A 20,599-nucleotide genomic window follows, 5' to 3' on the forward strand; every position below is an offset into this window, starting at 1 on the left:
CTTCAAAAAAACTATCCCAAATTAGAATCTAAAAACAAAAAAGGCACACTAACATAATGTTAGCGTGCCTTTTTTATCACTCATTCTGCAACCAGTTTCTTAAACAGTTTTTAGTCTTGTTGCGGTGCATGAACGAAATCAACCACGTTTAGATCAAAACCTGATAATGCAAAAAACTTCATTGGTGATGATAATAAGCGCATATCACGGACACCTAAATGACGTAATATCTGTGCACCAACACCGATACTACGATATGGCTGTTGCGTGATGGTTGATTGCGACTCGTTGTCTGCGGCTTTGTCCAGCGCATCTCCCAAATCAACTGGCTGATTGCTACCAATCCATACCAGCACACCGCGATCTGAAGCACTGATTTCTTCTAGTGCTGACTGTACGCTCCAGCCACTACGGCCAGTCATATCATTTTTAGCTGCAAACAAATCGCGTAATGGGTGGAAACCGTGTACACGTACAGTGCTGACGCCTTCGCTGACATCACCTTTTACCAAGGCTAAATGTGTTTCTTCAGCGCCAAACTCACGGAAGCGATGTAGCGTAAAAGTACCGTGTTCAGTTTCAAACGGATGTGACTCAATCTCTTCTACCGTTTGCTCATTCGCGATACGATAATTGATAAGGTCAGCAATCGTGCCTATCTTGATGTCATGCTCTTTTGCAAATATTTCAAGGTCGTCACGGCGCGCCATCGTACCATCTGCATTGATAATCTCTACAATCACCGCTGCAGGCTCTAGACCTGCTAAACGTGCTAAATCACAACCCGCTTCTGTATGGCCTGCACGGTGAAGAACACCACCGTTTTGGGCCATAATTGGAAAAATATGTCCAGGCTGAACGATGTCTTCAGGCTTTGCTGATGAAGATACCGCTGCCTGAATAGTACGTGCACGATCACCAGCAGAAATACCCGTAGTGACGCCTTCAGCCGCTTCAATTGAAACAGTAAAGTTGGTGCTAAACTTTGCCTCGTTACGATCTGACATTAGTGGCAGTGCCAATTGCTGGCAACGTGCTTGTGATAAGGTCAAACAAACAAGACCACGCGCGTGAGTAATCATAAAGTTAATATCTTCAGGGCGGACATGCGTCGCTGCCATGATGATATCACCTTCATTTTCGCGGTCTTCATCATCCATCAAGATGACCATTTTTCCAGCACGAATGTCTTCGATAATCTCAGGGATTGCATTTAAACTCATAGTAAATCTCAATATTTTATTATTTATAAATAGGTGTCATTTGGAATATAGGGCTCTATCTGCTTATTGTAGCAGTAGATAATACAAAGCGCTGTTACGGTCAAGCAAAGCGCTACTACGGTCAAGTAAATCGCGCTATAAGCAATATCATTTGATATAAAAGTGACTCGCTTAATTGCCTGTATATATCATTATGAGGTTATTTTAACGCTTTTCAGCGTCACGTGCTGCGCCATCTTCCCACTATATCGTTCAGTATGTCAAAAATAGTCATAAATATTATCAATGAACATTAAAACTGGCTCATAAATCTAGGCGTTATATTTTTATTAATCTATTTAATCTATATCGCAGTTAATCATTGCTCGCTGCTTGGTTTTTTAACCAATCCATAAATTGCTTACTGTGCTGCTCACGCTGATTATCTGCAAACTCGTAGAAACTGGTATTAATCAAATTATCTGGTAAGTAGCTTTGAGGATAGTAATGGTTGGGATAATCGTGCGGGTAAGCATAACCTTTACCATAGCCTTGACTACGCATCAGTTTGGTGACGCCATTGCGCAAATGTAGCGGTACAGGTGAGGCATCTTTTTCAGCCAATGCCATTGCAGCATTGATCGCTTTATAAGTGCTATTACTTTTGGCACTGGTTGCTAAATACACCACGACTTGACCTAAAATAATACGTGCTTCTGGCATACCAATAGATTGCACACTACGCAATGCTGCATCAGCTAGGAGTAAGGCATTAGGATTGGCATTACCGATATCTTCACTGGCCAAAATCACCAAGCGCCGCGCAATAAAATCAGCAGGTTCTCCGCCTACGAGCATACGTGCCATCCAATATAATGCCGCATCCGGATCTGAGCCACGGACTGATTTTATCATTGCTGAGATAATATCGTAATGCTGCTCACCATCTTTGTCATATCTTACCAAAGCAGTCTGTGCCACTCGGCTGACCAATGGATCATCGATAATCACTGGCGACTGTTTGGCATCAGCGGTCTGAATAGCTAACTCTAATAAGTTTAGCGCCTTTCGAGCATCACCGTGGGCCAATTGACTAATGGTATCTTTTGCTTGTAAGTCGACGGTTAGTTTTTTGAGTATATTATCTTCTGAAAGGGCTCGTTGCAGCACGGCACTTATCTGCTCAGGCGTTAACGGCTCTAAACGATATACTTGGCAACGTGATAGTAGAGCGTTGTTGACACTAAATGATGGGTTTTCAGTGGTAGCACCAATCAGAGTAATATCACCAGACTCTACCGCACCCAATAGAGCATCTTGCTGTGCTTTATTAAAGCGATGAATTTCATCAATGAAGACCACAGGTGATTCAAATGCCAACGAATCTTTATTATCTAGGACTTCGCGTAACTGTTTGACTCCAGTATTTAACGCGGAGAGCGCGTGAAAAGGTCTATTCACGGCATCGGCTAACAACATCGCAATGGTTGTTTTGCCAATACCTGCTTCACCGTGCAGGATAATAGACGGCAGATGCCCTTGCTCTACCAAACGGCGTAACGGTGCACCAGCTGCCAGCAAGTGCTCTTGACCAATAATATCGGTAAGAGAAGTAGGGCGCATACGCTGAGCAAGTGGGGTATCGGCGTGGAATTTAGGTGGCATAAGACTCTCGATCGGAAAATAAAAAAACTATCTACTAGCTGCAGAGGTAGTAATGGCAAGGTCTTTATAGTTAAATCTAAATAACAGCATACCAGGCTAACTTCACCATTCTCATTGGATTTTAACACTCATATACGTTTGGCATGATTTTCGCAGCAATTTTATAATGGCAATGAGTATTAGACATCAGCAGTAGAAGTAAGCTAGTTTATAAGGATGGTACTTGTTATAAGTCATACGCGCTAGGTTAGCGCAAAAATATGTTAATGAAAGCTAACTAAGCGTATAGCTTGTGTCCCGAGCACTTTAGTTTTCATCATTCATCTATATTAATGGCTCTACTATTAACAGTTCTACCGTATTGATGGCAAAGGTTGGCCAATCGCGACCATTAACTATTAGAAGTAGCTTACCAAATATGTAGCTTATCAAATATAAGGTATTACATTTACGATGTCTGAACCGACTCTTAAACGCTTATTCAATCGTTACTTGCGTAGTGATATAGGCAAGCAGCAGTCACGTTATCTGACAGCTGGCGAGATAGCATTGGCGCACTCAGTATTTGGTAATAGTATCAAACTCGACGAAGTGCAGTTAAAGACAGCATGGTGGGTACTAAAACATTATGCAGTCAGCCCCAATGGCAATATTTATTTTAACTCAGTCGATTGGATTACGGATTTTAGCGAAGCTCCATTGAGCAAACAAAGCTGGCTTATACATGAGCTAACGCACGTATGGCAGTTACAGCAAGGCTTAAAAGTGGTACGCGGAGCAATTATCAACCGAAAATACGAATACGTGTTAGAAACAGGTAAATCATTTTTTAAGTATGGTATTGAGCAGCAGGCACGCATGGTACAAGACTATTTTGTACGTCGTCAGCGTGGTCAGAACTGCCAAGAGTGGGAAGCTTGTATTCCATTTTTGACAGAGCAGCCTATTGTTAAGGCAACAGGTACTGATGATCCATCAGTCATCTAGTTTTTAAAAATAACAGTAAGCTTGGCTGTGATAAGTCATAACCGAGCTATAGAACGATACATTAACTGAAACATAGGTCAGTTGGATAAATACTGGATAACCATATTGGACGATTTAACAGTCAGTTGTGTCGCTACAAAACAAAGAATAATGAACCGCAATTGTAATTTACCCTTTAATAATTTTGCTTTACCAAAGGATATGCACTCTCATGTTTAAATTTTTGTCAGTAAAGCCTAGTGTTGATACCCGCTACCCACCGACTTTGCTTTTAGCCGCACTGTTAGGAGTATTGTTTTTGACAGGCTGTCAGCAGTCTGACACATCACCTGTAGCTGATGACAGTCAAACCAGTGAAAAAACAAGCGTAGAAGACAGTCAGCCTATGCCAAAAAGCGACTCAGCTGCGGCGCGCATAGATCAATTTCAGCCGATATATGTTGCACAAGCGCAGAGCTTACAGAGACGATTGCAAGCAGAGTATGAGTCATTGCAAGCAGCAGATGCATCAGACAGTGAGGAACTATTATTACTGAATACTAATAATAGTGAAAATACAGATAGTAATAACGAAGTAGCGACCGATAATACCGCTCCTAACGCAAATACTACTACCAGTTCTGAAGAAGTGGTGTCATCGAATATCGATATCGCCCCGATAAACAGCAATCCAAATGTAGATGCAGAGGTTAACGTCAATACTAGCACTGAAGTTGGTGAGCGTGACTTAACGGTTTTAAAACGTATCAGTCTTGAGCCGCGTAAACCTGTTATGTTGACCGAGGACCAAATCATAGAACGCTATCAGCAGACCATGGACGCTTTATATCAACCGGTGACAACACCGCTGAGCGCAGAGGATTCTGATACATTAATCAATGTGGCGACGTTGGTGCCGCAGTTATTTGAGCATGCAGAGATTGCTGGCAGAGTAAGTGCAAAAAGTCCGGCACTTGCCCGTTTAATCATCCAACATCAGGTATGGGAACAAATAGAAGCCCAGCAAGTGGTTGATATGCAGCAAATGAAGCAGAAGCAGCAACAAGAGTTTGAAGCTTTAATGGCTAAATTTAATGAAACTATCGAAGGATACGATGAACAGATTGCCAAATATGAGCAAACGTTAAAAGAGTTTCAGTAACTGACTATAATTTTATAAACTTAGTTAGTTATTTCTTATAAAACAGTTAGTATCGAATAAAGAGAATTAAGACAATAAAAAATCCCGCACGATGGCGGGATTTTTTATTGGATAAATATTATTTTTGCTTACTTGCGATCTTCAACTTTTACAAAATCACGGCGCGTTTCACCAGTGTATAACTGACGTGGACGACCGATTTTGAACGGAGCGCTGTGCATTTCTAACCAATGGCTGATCCAACCTGAAGTACGAGCCAATGCAAAGATTACGGTAAACATTGACGTTGGGATACCGATAGCTTTCAAGATGATACCAGAGTAGAAATCAACGTTTGGATATAAGTTACGCTCGATGAAGAACGGATCTTCTAACGCAATTTTCTCTAGTGCCATCGCCAATTCAAGCTTAGGATCGTTGATACCTAGTGCTTCTAATACTTCATCACAAGTCTCTTTCATTACTTGAGCGCGTGGATCGAAGTTTTTGTAAACACGGTGACCAAAGCCCATTAGCTTCACTTCACGGCTCTTCACTTTTTCCATGAATTCAGGCACGTTCTCAACAGTACCGATTTCATCTAGCATCTCAAGAACAGCTTCGTTCGCGCCGCCATGTGATGGTCCCCAAAGGGCTGCGATACCAGCAGCGATACATGCATAAGGGTTTGCACCAGTAGAACCAGCTAAACGTACCGTTGACGTAGAAGCGTTTTGCTCATGGTCAGCATGCAAAGTAAAGATTTTGTCCATTGCGCGAGTGATAACGTCGTTTTTCTCGTAGTCTACGTCAGCAGGCGTTGCAAACATCATGTATAAGAAGTTTTCTGCGTAGTTAAAGTCGTTACGCGGATACATGAACGGTTCGCCTTGTGAGTATTTATAACTCATCGCAGCAAGCGTAGGCATCTTAGCAATCAGACGAATAGCTGTGATTTCGCGATGCTCTTCATTGCTCACGTCTAGGTCTTCATGATAGAACGCTGATAAAGCACCAACGACACCAACCATGATAGCCATTGGATGCGCGTCACGGCGGAAGCCTTCAAAGAACTTACGCAATTGATCATGAACAGGAGTATGCTCGCGGATTTTTTCAAAAAATTCTGCTTTTTGCTCAGCAGTAGGTAGGCCACCATGTAAAAGTGCATAAGCAACTTCTAGGTATTCAGCATTGTTCGCTAGCTCGTCGATAGGGTAGCCGCGGTGTAATAACTCGCCTTTGCCACCATCAATATAAGTAATCTTTGATTCAACAGGAGCAGTTACTTTAAAACCAGGGTCATAAGACCAAAATCCTGATTCTTGTAAAGCAGCAATATCGATAACTGGGCGCCCTAAAGTACCTTTAATAATAGGAAGTTCGTATTCTTCACCATTCACGGTTAGTTTGGCATTAGTATCAGCCATAAATTGCTCTCCATTGGTTTGACTTGTTAGAATAAATTACTACAGACGCATACCCTCGCGTCATTGTCGGTTGAACGGTAAAAGTGCATTCAACTCATTTAGTACGCAGGGTATATTAGCAGCAATTCTTGATGATTTGAAAAAACTTTTATGGACCATGTGTCCAATTGGCGCGGTGTGGCGGTAGTTATTCGCTGTAATTTTTGTATCAAAATATGTCTGTCAGGTTATTTTGCTTAAAATTCCTCTGTTTTTGAGCAAGTTTATAGCAGCATTATCGAGCCAATATTTTGGGTTTCTAAATATATTTTAGAGACAAAACTCATAAATAATGACACCAAAAACTGGCAGACTATGCCTAGTAAGCGGATTAAAGTTTGTCATAATAATCACTGTTAAAACCAGTATTATCCTTATCCATTCATTTATTGATTAAATATGTATATATTCTTACTGAATGGATAAATTTGTAATTATTGCTCAGGCATTTTATAATTGTAGGAATTAACTGGCATTAGCTTTGCGCGAATTAATAAATGACCATGTTATAGTGTCGTTCAGAGCGTCTTCTATTCATGCTTGTTTACGATTGTCTGATGTTACGATAGACCAAACCGCATTCTATGGTTTGAACTTTCTTCTTAACCAATCTTTTTTATTTGCTTGGCATAGGATTTCAAGTGCCTAATATAAGGTCTGCTCTGATATAGAAGACATAGTAACGTTGTCTTACTATTCATACGACCTCTAAAATAGACTGGTTAGTCGATGTTACTCATGTTTATTCTCTTTGTTGTATAATAGATAGGTTGTTTGATAGGCCTGTCGATTCGACAAGCGACATTGAACAGTCTATCAATACCTTTATATACATGATCCTTTCTTCATATTTAGCGCAAACTAAACGAAGTCAGCTAGCTCTTCCTTACTTTATTCGTCTCGTGTGTTGCTCAATGCTCAATTGGCACTATTTATGTCAGGCGTTGATAGCAGATACAGGAGTATAACCGCAAAAGGATGCCCGCTGTGAAAAGCAACCGACCTATTGATCTGCCTTTAAGCCAAGTGATTAGCGTTAATCGCTCACCGATCGCGATCGCCTCTATCTTGCATCGTATCTCTGGCATTATTTTATTTTTATTGATTCCTGTCATGTTATGGATACTACAGAACTCATTGGCATCGCCTGAGAGTTTTGCGACCGTATTTGACAACGTACTTGTGCGCTTTTTAGCATGGATATTTGTTGCTGCCATTGCATATCATTTTGTAATGGGTATCAAACATTTATTTGCTGATATGGGTATGAACGAAGAGCTAAAATCTGGCCGCACTGCCTCTATGGTCAGTTTTGTGATTGCAGCGATTTTAGTTGTCGCGTCATTTGTATGGGTGATGTTCTAATGATAAAAAATGATTCAGGAATCAAAAGTGCTACTGGTCTGACAGGTTCAGGCTCACGTGATTGGATTATTCAGCGTATTAGTGCTGTTGTTTTAGCCGTTTATAGTGTGGTGTTGCTGGGCTTCTTTTTGACCCATGGCGATGTCACTTTTGTTGAATGGTCATCATTTATGACCAGCCTACCGATGCGTCTATTCAGCTTGGTTGCAGTACTTGCACTAGCTGGTCATGCTTGGGTTGGGATGTGGACAGTATTTACTGACTATATTACAACAGGCAAACTGGGCTCAAGCGCAGCAGGTTTACGTTTAGTACTACAGTCATTGATGATTATCGCTATTTTAGTATTTCTATTTTGGGGCATCATGATTTTTTGGGGTAACGGTTTCGGTATCGCTGCCGTTTAACCATCTCATAAAAAGCTCTGATATCTATATATAACGACGGATGCATCCAACTAATACATTAGTTGGCAAAGTATTTTAGAGTCATCCGTTGATAGCCAAGAATAGTCATAGCATTGGACTGGCATTACTGATCAGCTAATCTGATTATAGTTGAGTAGGCTTAGTTCAGTATAACGATAGATATGCAAATTAAGTGGTTAATGATTATTGAGAGTCTTTATTTTATAAGCGTATGAAATGGCCAAATAGTAAGCCTTTATAGCTGTAATAGAGATGTCTTAAACAGTCTTTGATTTACTTTTACGCATTAACAGGCATTAGGAAAACCGTAATGGCAACTAGACAAGACAATACCATTAGTAATATCAAGACCCTAAACTACGATGCAGTTATCGTTGGTGGCGGCGGCTCAGGTATGCGTGCTTCATTGCATTTAGCGGAAGCAGGCATGAAGGTTGCAGTCCTTACCAAAGTATTCCCAACGCGTTCGCACACAGTTGCCGCTCAGGGTGGTATCGGTGCAAGTTTGGGTAACATGAGCAATGACAACTGGCACTTTCACTTCTATGATACCGTTAAAGGATCAGATTGGTTAGGTGACCAAGACGCTATCGAATATATGTGCCGTGAAGCGCCAAAAGTAGTCTATGAGCTTGAGCACATGGGTATGCCGTTTGACCGTAACGAAGACGGTACGATTTATCAGCGTCCGTTCGGTGGTCACACGTCTAACTATGGCGAAAAAGCAGTACAACGTGCTTGTGCCGCTGCTGACCGTACAGGTCATGCACTACTACATACGCTATATCAGAAAAACCTAGAGCAGGGTACTGAGTTCTTTATCGAGTGGATCGCTCTTGATTTGATCAAAGACGAAGCTGGTAACATCAACGGTGTGGTCGCGCTTGAGCAAGAGACGGGTACGATTGCAGTATTCCAGTCACCAATTACTGTCCTAGCGACAGGTGGTGCTGGTCGTATCTTCGCAGCTTCTACCAATGCTTATATTAATACTGGTGACGGTATTGGCATGGCAGTACGTGCTGGTATTCCGTTGCAAGACATGGAGTTCTGGCAGTTCCACCCAACTGGTGTCCATGGTGCAGGTGTACTATTGACTGAAGGTTGCCGCGGTGAAGGTGCTATCTTGCGTAACAAAGATGGCGAAGCGTTCATGGAGCGTTATGCACCAACCGTGAAAGACTTGGCACCGCGTGATCTTGTATCGCGCTCAATGGACCAAGAAATCAAAGAAGGCCGTGGTTGTGGTCCTAATGCTGATCATATCGTAATGGATATGACGCATCTAGGTGTTGAAACCATCATGAAGCGTCTACCATCAGTATTTGAGATTGGTAAAAACTTCGCCAACGTTGACATCACTAAAGAGCCAATTCCAGTAATCCCAACCATTCACTACATGATGGGTGGTATTCCAACCACTATTCATGGTCAAGTGATTGTACCGGATCTAGAAGCAGGTACGGATGAAGACGGCCTATATGCTAAAGGCAATGTGGTGAAAGGTCTTTATGCAATCGGTGAATGTGCTTGTGTAAGTGTACATGGTGCTAATCGTCTAGGTACGAACTCTCTACTAGATCTATTGGTATTTGGCCGTGCAGCTGGTAAGCATATTGTTGATGAGTTCCATCATGCTGATCATAACTATAAGCCGCTTGATCCACGCGTCCTTGACTTTACAGTGAAGCGTTTAGACAAACTGCAACAGTCTACTGAAGGCTACAACGCGCAAGACGTGGCTGATGAGATTCGTGCTACGATGCAAAAACACGCTAGTGTATTCCGTACGCAAGCGATGATGGACGAAGGCGTTGAGAAAATTTTAGCGCTAGGTGAAAAGATCGACAAGATCCATCTTGGCGATAAATCACAAGTGTTCAACACAGCGCGTATTGAAGCATTCGAAGTTGCTAACTTGTATGAAGTAGCAAAAGCGACAATGATATCTGCAGCGAAGCGTCATGAAAGCCGCGGCGCGCACAGTGTATCCGATTATGATCGTCCAGAAGATGATGATTACGCACCTAACGGCCGTAATGACCACGATTGGATGAAGCATACTTTATGGTACTCTGAAGGTAATCGCATCATTTATAAGCCAGTACGTAAAGTGCCATTAACCGTTGATTATATCGAACCAAAAGTCCGCGTCTACTAATTCTAGACTGCATACTTTATATATAGTTGATAGATAACAGCAGTGTTAACGTTTTATCCCTTATTAATTTATTAAAAAGGTGACCGCCAGCTACATGCTCATGCCAGCGCTACGACGCTATTAATTGGTATCCGATATTGGTTATCAGTACTGATTAATAGCTAGCGCAAATATGTTGCAATCTTTGTATGCCCGCCATCACCTACGTGTGGAGTTTAGCATTATGAGCCGAGGTACTCGCACCATCGAAATCTATCGCTACGATCCTGATCTGGACGCAGCGCCACGCATGCAAACTTATACGATTGAGCTACTTGATTCAGATCGTATGTTGCTTGACGTATTATTACGCCTAAAGAAAGAAGATGAAACGCTTACTTTCCGTCGCTCTTGCCGTGAAGGTATTTGTGGCTCTGACGGCATGAACATCAATGGTAAGAACGGTTTGGCATGTCTAATCAACATGAACACGCTACCAGAAAAAGTAACGGTTCGTCCGCTACCTGGTTTGCCAGTGGTTCGTGACTTGGTTGTCGATATGAACCAGTTCTATGAGCAGTATGAGAAAGTACATCCGTACTTAATTAATGATCAGCCAGCACCGCCAACAGAGCGTTTACAGTCGCCTGAACAGCGTGAAAAGCTGAACGGTCTATACGAATGTATCCTATGTGCTTGCTGTTCAACCAGCTGCCCATCTTTCTGGTGGAACCCTGATAAGTTCTTAGGTCCATCAGCGTTACTGCATGCTTATCGCTTCGTTGCTGATAGCCGTGACGGTGATACTCAAGCGCGTTTAGCTCGCTTAGACGATCCGTTTAGCTTGTTCCGTTGCCGCGGTATCATGAACTGTGTATCAGTTTGTCCAAAAGGCTTGAATCCAACCAAAGCAATCGGTCACTTACGTAATATGTTGATTGACCAAGCTGGTTAAGCATAAATAATTGATCCTTATAGTTACTATACGAAAAACACCACCTATTCATTAGGTGGTGTTTTTGTTAGTTAAAAAGCTGATATATAGATTTACTACTTTGTATAGCTAACTTGTCATTTAAAAGTATAGTGAATTTAGCCTATTGAAAAATAGGTATTAAATGATTTAAGAGTAAAACTGTATGGTCAATACGTTGGTCGTATGTAAGAAGAAATAATATATAGACAATCACCCTATATAATCGAATATAGACATAGTCGAATTTTGGTATAATTGTATTTAATAAGATGATCAAAGCATCTTTTTTAGCGCTTAATATGTGCCGTTCGAGCAGATTATGACATTATCAGGCTAAAATACTATGCGCACAATGATTATGCGTTTATAATTGATGATAGATATTCATTACATAAATACCTAGTATTGAATAAACAAACTATGTCGCAAAAAATGGGCATGATAATCTATACAGCAATGTATGTCTGTCTGAAAAGGCAGAATTTATCAGCAAATTTAGGGTAATTCAGCATTAATAACCAGTTTATAGGTTAGCTGAAAATATAATTGTCTATTAATAGCTTATCATTAATGGATTGGTTATGACTCAAAGAAGTATATATAAATTAATGTTGTGAAACGAGCTAGATAAGAAAACTGAGCGTTCACAAATAGTTTTATTTTTAGACGGGTATTGCAATAAGACTTGTTACCACTATTTAGCATCACTTGCTCTTGTAGACAATGACAGCAATATTCTATGGTGATGGCAATACTTAGGGATAAAAGTGTTTTATCGAATAGTATTTAACAGGATATGACACATTGTCTAACTACCTGAGCATACAACGACTGACACAATAATAAGCACGATTCCATTCATTTATCTATCAAATAGACGATTATTATGAATAGTATAACCAAAGAAAAATCTGGCCAAGTACATACTGAACTGGCTGCCGATAACGCCAACTATATAGAAGCTCTCTACGAGCAATACCTAACAGACCCTGATAGTGTTGATACTGACTGGCAGACGTACTTTGAACAGTATAAGTCGCAGAACGATGCTCAGCACAACGCTATCAAAGATCAGTTCTTACTACTTGCTCGTAATCAAACGGCAAATAAGAGTAGCAGTACTGATACCGACTCTGGCAGCTCTGCCAACTGTGATCCTAAACAGATGGGCGTACAGCAATTAATCTCAGCATACCGTCGTCGCGGTCATCGCCGTGCCAAACTTGATCCTTTAGATTTGCATCCACGTGCAGAAGTAGAAGATTTAACGCTTGCTTATCATAATTTGTCAGAAGCTGATCTCGATACCGTATTCCCGACCAATGATTTAGTTATTGGTAAAGATGAAGCGACATTGCGCGAAATCATCGAAATCATGGAACGTGTTTACTGTGGCCATATCGGTGTCGAGTATATGCACGTTACCACCAGTACAGAAAAACGCTGGATGGAAGAATACCTAGAAACCAATTTAGGCTATATCAAATTCGATAAAGAAAAACGTTTATCTATTCTTGAGCGCTTGACGGCTGCTGAAGGTCTAGAAAAATATCTTGCTCGTAAATATACAGGTGTTAAGCGTTTTGGTTTGGAAGGTGGTGAGAGCTTCATTCCTGCGATCAATGAAATCATTCAACGTGCTGGCGGATATGGCACAAAAGAAATGGTCATTGGTATGGCTCACCGTGGCCGTCTAAACCTATTAGTCAATATTTTGGGTAAAAACCCTGCAGACTTGTTTGATGAGTTTGATGGTAAAGTACAGCCAGAAAAAGGCTCAGGTGACGTTAAATACCACAATGGTTTTTCATCTAACGTGATGACACCAGGTGGCGAAGCGCATTTGGCTTTAGCATTTAACCCATCGCATCTTGAAATTGTAGCTCCAGTACTACAAGGCTCAGTACGTGCCCGTCAAGTACGCCGTAACGATCAGCCACTACTAGATAATACTGGTGGTAATTCAGTATTACCTATCGTGATTCATGGTGATGCTGCTTTTGCTGGTCAAGGTGTGGTTCAAGAAACTTTCCAAATGTCACAGACCCGTGCTTATACCACTGGCGGTACTGTGCATATCGTGATTAATAACCAAGTTGGCTTTACTACTAGCCGTCAAGAAGATGTTCGTTCAACTGAATATTGTACTGACGTTGCCAAGATGGTTCATGCTCCTATCCTTCATGTAAACGGTGATGATCCTGAAGCAGTCGTATTTGCTGCTCAGTTAGCATTAGATTATCGCCATAAGTTTGATAAAGACATCATCATCGATTTGTTCTGCTATCGTCGTAATGGCCATAATGAAGCAGATGAGCCATCTGCAACTCAGCCATTGATGTACGCTGTTATTAAGAAGCTTCCGACTACTCGTACTCTTTATGCACAAAAGCTTATCGCAGAAGGTATCTTGAATGCCGAAGAAGAGAAACAGTACGAAGATGATTATCGTGAGTCGTTAGACCGTGGTGATTATGTTGTTAGCTCATTGGTTCAAGAGCCTAACGAGCAGCTGTTTGTAGATTGGAAACCTTATCTAGGTCATGACTTGGTTGATGACTGGGATACCAGTGTTGATATCGAAAAGCTTAAAGGCTATGGACGCCGTATGGCCGAAATGCCAGAAGGTTATAAGCTACAACGTCAGGTTCAAAAAGTCGTTGAACAGCGTCTAGCGATGCAAACTGGCGAAGAGCCTCTTAACTGGGGTGCAGCTGAGACATTGGCGTATGCATCATTGGTCGATAACGATGGCGTATTAGTACGTATTACTGGTGAAGATGTAGGCCGTGGTACTTTCTCACATCGTCACAGTGAAATATACAATGTCAATGATGGCAGCATGTATGTACCGTTGTCTCATTTGAGCGAAAATCAAGCGCGCTTTGCTACTTACAACTCATTGTTGTCAGAAGAAGCGGTACTAGCCTTTGAATATGGTTATGCGACTACAGTACCGAACGCATTGATCGTTTGGGAAGCACAGTTTGGTGATTTCGTTAACGGTGCTCAGGTTGTGATTGACCAGTTTATCTCAAGCGGTGAGACCAAATGGCAGCGTGTTTGTGGTTTAACGATGTTGTTACCACATGGTTTCGAAGGCCAAGGACCTGAGCATTCATCTGCACGTCTAGAGCGTTTCTTACAGCTATGTGCTGAAGACAATATGCAGGTCATTACCCCAACGACTCCTGCGCAAATTTATCATGCATTACGTCGTCAGGCAGTACGTCCTATTCGTAAGCCACTGATCGTTATGTCACCAAAGAGCTTATTACGTCATAAGCTAGCGACTTCTAATCTAGAAGAGCTTGCGAACGGTAAGTTTGAGACGGTATTGCCAGAGATGGATGATCACAACGCAGATAAAGTGACTCGTATGGTTCTGTGTGGTGGTAAGGTTTATTATGACTTGTTAGAGCAGCGCCGCGCATTAGGTCTTGATCATGTGGCTATCGTTCGTATTGAGCAATTGTATCCATTACCAGAGACTCGCTTAATCGCTGAAATCGAAAAGTACAGCAACCTAACCGAAATCGTATGGACGCAAGAAGAGCCATTGAACCAAGGCGCTTGGTACTATTTAGCACCGCATATGTTCCGTATTGTCGTACCGCATCCAACCAAAGCAAAAGTCATGGAGCCAGTAGCGCGTCCTCCTAGTGCAGCCCCTGCAACAGGATCACCGAAACTGCACGCTCAACAACAGCAAGCACTCATTGCTGGTGGCCTTGGTATAAGTGTTGATGAATTAGCTCAGTAACACCTTGTCTAATCAAAAGATTATAGAAGATAAATGAATCAGGCGATGACAGTCAGTGTTTTTTAATAAAATATAAGCAAAGTTATTAGAAAACTACTGACTGCCTATCACGACTTAATAATAAGTATGAATATCCAAATCTAAGGAGTATATCGATGGCTGACATCAAAGCCCCCGTTTTTCCAGAATCGGTTGCCGATGGCACAATCGTTGAGTGGCACGTCACTGAAGGTCAACAAGTTAATCGTGATGACCTATTGGCTGAAATTGAAACTGATAAAGTTGTATTAGAAGTTGTGGCACCTGATGATGGTGTATTGACCAAAATCGTGAAGCAAGTTGACGATACTGTATTGTCTGATGAGCTTATCGCTCAGTTTGAAGCTGGTGCAAATGCTGGTGCTAGCGCAGAAGAAGCGCCAGCAGTAGATCCTGATCAACCAGCTGCGCCAGTTCAAGCAAAACAAGCTGCCGATGGTGGCGAGCCTGTTCAAGTAACAGATAAGAAAGGCGAAGCTGATCATAAAGATCAAAGCCCAGCAGTTCGTAAAGCAGCAAAAGAGTCAGGTGTAGACCCTAAAGAAGTTGAAGGTAGTGGCCGCGGTGGTCGTGTAACCAAAACTGATATGGCTAACCCAACATTGAAATCAGACAGCAGCATCAAGTCTGATAGCGGCCGTCCTGTCGCTGAATCAATGGGTGAGCGTACTGAAAAACGTGTTCCAATGACTCGTCTTCGTAAGCGTGTTGCTGAGCGTCTATTATCAGCATCACAAGATACTGCTATGTTGACGACGTTTAACGAAGTGAACATGAAGCCATTAATGGACATGCGTGCTAAGTACAAAGAGAAATTCGAAAAGCGTCATGGTGTACGTTTAGGCTTTATGTCGTTATTCGTAAAAGCAGCGACAGAAGCACTAAAACGCTTCCCAGCAGTAAACGCTTCACTAGATGGCGATGATATTGTTTATCATGGTTTCTATGATATCGGCGTAGCAGTATCTTCAGATCGCGGTCTAGTTGTTCCAGTACTACGTGATACTGATCGCATGAGTATGGCTGACGTTGAAAGCACAATCCGTGAGTTTGGCGGTAAAGCACAACAAGGTAAGCTTGGTCTAGAAGACATGACTGGCGGCACGTTCACTATCTCTAACGGTGGTGTATTTGGTTCATTAATGTCAACACCTATCTTGAACCCACCACAAACTGCTATCCTAGGTATGCACGCTATCAATGACCGTCCAATGGCTGTCGATGGTAAAGTTGAAATCTTACCAATGATGTACCTAGCGCTATCTTATGATCATCGTATGATTGATGGTAAAGAAGCAGTACAGTTCTTGGTAACTATCAAAGAGTTGGTCGAAGACCCTGCAATGCTACTACTAGACCTGTAAGCTTTTAAGCTTGTATTGGCAACCGCTGATACAAGCTTTTTAACTTTGGTATAGATAATGATTTTTATGAATCAGCGATTACTTGATGCGCTGATAACTGTATTTAAATGAATTTAATAATGGTGACTTGCTATCGATTATCGATGAGTGAGTTTCTCTCACGGACATAGCGTATTAGCTATCAAGTGTAGATAACGCTGATCTATCAGCGAGATAACAACCAGTTTAAATGACACATACAATTAAAAATAGGAACGTACTATGAAAGACAATTATGATTTAGTCGTCATCGGCGGCGGTCCTGGTGGTTACGAAGCCGCTATCCGTGCAGGTCAGTTAGGTATGAGCGTTGCTTGTATTGAAAAGCGCGTTTATAAAGGCGAGCCAGCACTTGGCGGTACTTGCTTAAACGTTGGTTGTATCCCATCAAAAGCCCTACTTGACAGCTCACATCGTTACGAAGCTACTAAGCATGACCTTGACGAGCACGGTATCAGTACTGGTGACGTTGCTATCAATATCGAAAAAATGATAGAGCGTAAAGAAGGTATTGTTAAGCAGTTGACTGGCGGTGTTGCTGCGTTGCTAAAAGGCAATGGTGTTGATTGGCTACAGGGCTGGGGTACATTGGTTGATGGCACGGGCACTGACAAAAAAGTCAAATTTACTGCTCTAGAAGACGAAAGCGAAACGACGATCACTGCTAAGAATGTCATTCTTGCGGCAGGTTCTGTGCCTATCGAGATTCCTGTTGCCAAAACTGACGGTGACCGTATCGTTGATTCAACTGGCGCACTTGATTTCACTGAAGTACCTAAGCGTCTAGGCGTTATCGGTGCTGGTGTTATCGGTCTTGAGCTTGGTTCAGTATGGCGTCGTCTAGGTGCAGAAGTAGTGGTGTATGAAGCACTTCCTAGCTTCTTAGCTGCTGCTGACAAAGACATCTCAAAAGAAGCTGGCAAAATGTTGAAAAAGCAAGGTCTTGATATCCGTGTCGATACCAAAGTAACCAATGCTGAAGTACAAGGTGACCAAGTTGTCGTCACTAGCGAAAGCAAAGGCGAATCGAGCGAGGAGAGCTTTGATAAGCTAATCGTTTGTGTTGGTCGTCGCGCTTATTCTGAGAAACTGCTTGGCGATGACAGCGGTATCACGTTGACTGAACGTGGCCTTATCGATGTTAATGACCAATGCAAAACCAATCTTGATGGCGTTTATGCTATCGGTGATTTGGTCCGTGGTCCTATGCTTGCGCACAAAGCAATGGAAGAGGGCATGATGGCTGTTGAGCGTATTCATGGCGAAAAACCTCAAGTTAACTATGACACTATCATCAATGTCATTTATACTCACCCAGAAATCGCATGGGTAGGTTTGACTGAGCAAGAAGCTGAAGAAGCTGGCTATGAAGTTAAAACAGGTTCTTTCAACTTAGCTGCTAACGGTCGTGCATTAGCGCAAAGTGAAGCACAAGGCTCTATCAAAGTTGTTGCTGATGCGAAAACAGATCGTCTATTAGGTATGCATGCTATCGCTGCTGGTGCTGGTGATATCGTCCATCAAGGTATGATCGCGATGGAATTTGTTTCTAGTATCGAAGACTTGCAGTTGATGACATTTGCTCATCCAACTATCTCAGAAGCCGTGCATGAAGCTGCTCTATCTGCAGATGGCCGTGCTATCCACGCTATCCAGCGCAAAAAACGTAAGAAATAAGTAGTTGCTCGTTTAGTTATTATCGATTTACAACCTGATTGGGGTATCGCTATCTTGGTGATACCACAATCATGAGTGCGTCAGACGTATGATTAATATGTATATGTGCGCACTTGATTTCACTTTTTATTAATTGTAAAAAATAAAGGATACAATCAATGAATTTACATGAGTATCAAGCAAAAGAGCTATTAAAAAGCTACGGTTTGCCAATTCAAGAAGGCATCATCGCTCATAACGGCGAAGAAGCTGCTGCAGCTTTTGATAAAACCCCAACTGACATTGCGGTCATCAAAGCGCAAGTACATGCTGGTGGTCGCGGTAAAGCTGGTGGTGTAAAACTGGTTAAAACTCGTGAAGAAGCTAAGCAAGTTGCTGAAGAGCTGATCGGTACTAACCTAGTAACGTTCCAAACTGATGCTGATGGCCAGCCAGTAAACTTCGTATTAGTTGCAGAAGATATGTATCCAGTACAAACTGAGCTATATCTTGGCGCAGTCGTTGATCGTGCAACTCGTCGTGTAACTTTCATGGCATCTACCGAAGGTGGTGTAGATATCGAAGAAGTAGCACACAGCACTCCAGAAAAAATCTTCAAAGTAAATGTTGATCCTTTAGTTGGTTTAATGCCTTTCCAAGCGCGCGACGTTGCGTTCAAACTTGGTCTAGAAGGCAAGCAAATTAACCAGTTCGTTAAATTGATGACTGGCGCTTATAAAGCATTTGTTGAAAACGACTTTGCTCTAATGGAAATCAACCCATTAGCTGTTCGTGAAAATGGCGAAATTGTTTGTGTTGATGGCAAAATCGGTATCGATTCAAACGCACTATATCGTCTGCCAAAAATCGCAGCGCTACAAGACAAGACTCAAGAAAATGAGCGTGAGCTTAAAGCTGCTGAATTTGACCTAAACTATGTTGCTCTAGAAGGTAACATCGGTTGTATGGTTAACGGTGCTGGTCTTGCAATGGCGACCATGGACATCATCAAATTGTATGGCGGCAAGCCTGCTAACTTCTTGGACGTTGGCGGCGGCGCAACTAAAGATCGCGTTGTTGAAGCGTTCAAAATCATCCTAGAAGACAGCAGTGTTGAAGGCGTTCTAATCAACATCTTCGGCGGTATCGTACGTTGTGACATGATTGCAGAAGCTATTATCGCTGCTATCAAAGAAGTTGACGTACAAGTACCAGTTGTTGTTCGTTTAGAAGGTAACAACGCTGAGCTAGGCGCACAAATCCTAGAAGAGTCTGGTCTGAAATTGATTTCAGCTCAAGGTTTATCTGACGCGGCTCAAAAAATTGTCGATGCTGTTAAAGCGTAAGTCTTTAAACATAAGTGTTTAGAGATAAACGCTTAGGCATAGTAGTCAAATCGTAATAGCGGTTTTTATAATAAAAATTGGTTATCAAAATTTGATAATGATAGTCATAAAGGCCGCTGTTACAAGACAACCGAATACAAGGAAAATATAATGAGTGTATTAATCGATAAAGATACCAAAGTATTGGTACAAGGTTTTACTGGTAAAAATGGTACGTTCCATTCTGAACAAGCCATCGAATATGGTACAAAAGTAGTTGGTGGTGTGACTCCAGGTAAGGGTGGTCAAACGCACCTAGGCCTACCAGTATTTAACACTATGAGCGAGGCGATGGAAGCGACTCAAGCTGACGCTTCTGTTATCTACGTACCAGCACCATTTGTACTAGACTCTATCGTTGAAGCAATCGATGCTGGCGTTAAGTTGATCGTTGTGATCACTGAAGGCGTACCGACTATCGATATGCTAAAAGCAAAACGCTATCTTGAAGAAGCTGGCGACGTACGTTTGGTTGGTCCTAACTGCCCAGGTGTTATCACGCCAGGTCAATGCAAAATCGGCATCATGCCAGGCCATATCCATCTGCCAGGTAAAGTGGGCATTATCTCACGCTCTGGTACATTGACTTACGAAGCTGTAGCTCAAACTACTAAGCTTGGTTTTGGTCAGTCAACCTGTATCGGTATTGGTGGTGATCCTATCCCTGGTATGAACCAGATTGACGCACTGAAGCTATTTGAAGCGGATCCACAAACTGAAGCTATCATCTTAATCGGTGAAATCGGTGGTACTGCTGAAGAAGAAGCTGCTGCTTACATCAAAGACCATGTAACTAAGCCAGTTGTTGGTTATATCGCTGGTGTTACTGCTCCAGAAGGCAAACGTATGGGTCATGCTGGCGCTATCATCTCTGGTGGTCAAGGTACTGCTGAAGAGAAATTCAAAGCGTTTGAAGATGCTGGTATCGCGTACACACGTGACCCATCGAAGCTAGGCGATAAGCTAAAAGAAGTTACTGGCTGGTAAGGTAGGCGTCAGCA

General features: G+C 42.1%; 14 protein-coding genes. 11 read left to right on the plus strand and 3 right to left on the minus strand.

All coding sequences use genetic code 11. From position 1 onward, the window contains the following. Nucleotides 1-110 precede the first annotated feature (110 nt). Nucleotides 111-1,223 carry a bifunctional 3,4-dihydroxy-2-butanone-4-phosphate synthase/GTP cyclohydrolase II gene (ribBA, locus tag FQV37_RS04045; RefSeq protein ID WP_057757842.1) on the minus strand — a complete coding sequence of 371 codons (1,113 nt, stop codon included), beginning with the start codon at nt 1,221-1,223 and terminating at the stop codon, nt 111-113. Between the two features lie 354 nt (nt 1,224-1,577). Beyond that, a complete protein-coding gene (locus FQV37_RS04050) occupies nt 1,578-2,867 on the minus strand; it encodes a replication-associated recombination protein A (RefSeq protein ID WP_160021396.1) in 1,290 nt (429 codons plus the stop codon). Nucleotides 2,868-3,320: 453 nt separating this feature from the next. On the opposite strand from FQV37_RS04050, the gene FQV37_RS04055 reads away from it, so the two are divergent. After that, the gene (locus FQV37_RS04055) at nt 3,321-3,854 is read left to right on the plus strand and encodes a type IV secretion protein Rhs (RefSeq protein ID WP_160021397.1); all 534 of its coding nucleotides are present in this window, start codon (nt 3,321-3,323) and stop codon (nt 3,852-3,854) included. 211 nt (nt 3,855-4,065) lie between these two features. Beyond that, complete coding sequence (locus FQV37_RS04060; RefSeq protein WP_160021398.1) at nt 4,066-4,995, plus strand: hypothetical protein; 930 nt, start codon at nt 4,066-4,068, stop codon at nt 4,993-4,995. 128 nt (nt 4,996-5,123) lie between these two features. Here FQV37_RS04060 and gltA read toward each other — a convergent pair whose 3' ends face one another. Next, a complete protein-coding gene (gltA, locus tag FQV37_RS04065; protein ID WP_160021399.1) occupies nt 5,124-6,404 on the minus strand; it encodes a citrate synthase in 1,281 nt (426 codons plus the stop codon). 1,017 nt (nt 6,405-7,421) lie between these two features. Here gltA and sdhC point away from each other — a divergent pair. The 9 genes from sdhC to sucD all read left to right on the plus strand — a co-directional run bounded on the left by sdhC (nt 7,422) and on the right by sucD (nt 20,585). Then, entirely contained in the window at nt 7,422-7,808 is a 387-nt protein-coding gene (gene sdhC, locus FQV37_RS04070) for a succinate dehydrogenase, cytochrome b556 subunit (protein WP_082624524.1), read from the plus strand. A gap of 2 nt (nt 7,809-7,810) precedes the next feature. Further along, nucleotides 7,811-8,215: a succinate dehydrogenase, hydrophobic membrane anchor protein gene (gene sdhD / locus FQV37_RS04075; protein WP_057762261.1), complete on the plus strand. Its 405-nt coding sequence runs from the start codon at nt 7,811-7,813 to the stop codon at nt 8,213-8,215. A 331-nt stretch (nt 8,216-8,546) separates the two neighbouring features. After that, nucleotides 8,547-10,397 (plus strand): succinate dehydrogenase flavoprotein subunit, encoded by a 1,851-nt coding sequence (gene sdhA / locus FQV37_RS04080; protein WP_057757857.1) that lies wholly within the window; start codon nt 8,547-8,549, stop codon nt 10,395-10,397. Between the two features lie 223 nt (nt 10,398-10,620). Continuing rightward, nucleotides 10,621-11,331: a succinate dehydrogenase iron-sulfur subunit gene (locus FQV37_RS04085; protein ID WP_055123743.1), complete on the plus strand. Its 711-nt coding sequence runs from the start codon at nt 10,621-10,623 to the stop codon at nt 11,329-11,331. A 907-nt stretch (nt 11,332-12,238) separates the two neighbouring features. Then, nucleotides 12,239-15,115, plus strand: coding sequence for a 2-oxoglutarate dehydrogenase E1 component (locus FQV37_RS04090; RefSeq protein WP_160021400.1), 2,877 nt, complete (start codon nt 12,239-12,241; stop codon nt 15,113-15,115). 155 nt (nt 15,116-15,270) lie between these two features. Beyond that, nucleotides 15,271-16,518: a 2-oxoglutarate dehydrogenase complex dihydrolipoyllysine-residue succinyltransferase gene (odhB, locus tag FQV37_RS04095; RefSeq protein ID WP_160021401.1), complete on the plus strand. Its 1,248-nt coding sequence runs from the start codon at nt 15,271-15,273 to the stop codon at nt 16,516-16,518. 261 nt (nt 16,519-16,779) lie between these two features. Beyond that, complete coding sequence (lpdA, locus tag FQV37_RS04100) at nt 16,780-18,234, plus strand: dihydrolipoyl dehydrogenase (RefSeq protein ID WP_160021402.1); 1,455 nt, start codon at nt 16,780-16,782, stop codon at nt 18,232-18,234. Between the two features lie 158 nt (nt 18,235-18,392). Then, nucleotides 18,393-19,559 carry an ADP-forming succinate--CoA ligase subunit beta gene (gene sucC / locus FQV37_RS04105; RefSeq protein WP_057757869.1) on the plus strand — a complete coding sequence of 389 codons (1,167 nt, stop codon included), beginning with the start codon at nt 18,393-18,395 and terminating at the stop codon, nt 19,557-19,559. 150 nt (nt 19,560-19,709) lie between these two features. Next, nucleotides 19,710-20,585: a succinate--CoA ligase subunit alpha gene (sucD, locus tag FQV37_RS04110; RefSeq protein WP_160021403.1), complete on the plus strand. Its 876-nt coding sequence runs from the start codon at nt 19,710-19,712 to the stop codon at nt 20,583-20,585. Nucleotides 20,586-20,599: the final 14 nt, after the last annotated feature.

Origin of the sequence: Psychrobacter nivimaris (assembly GCF_009812035.1) — a bacterium.
Taxonomy (GTDB): Bacteria; Pseudomonadota; Gammaproteobacteria; order Pseudomonadales; family Moraxellaceae; genus Psychrobacter; species Psychrobacter nivimaris.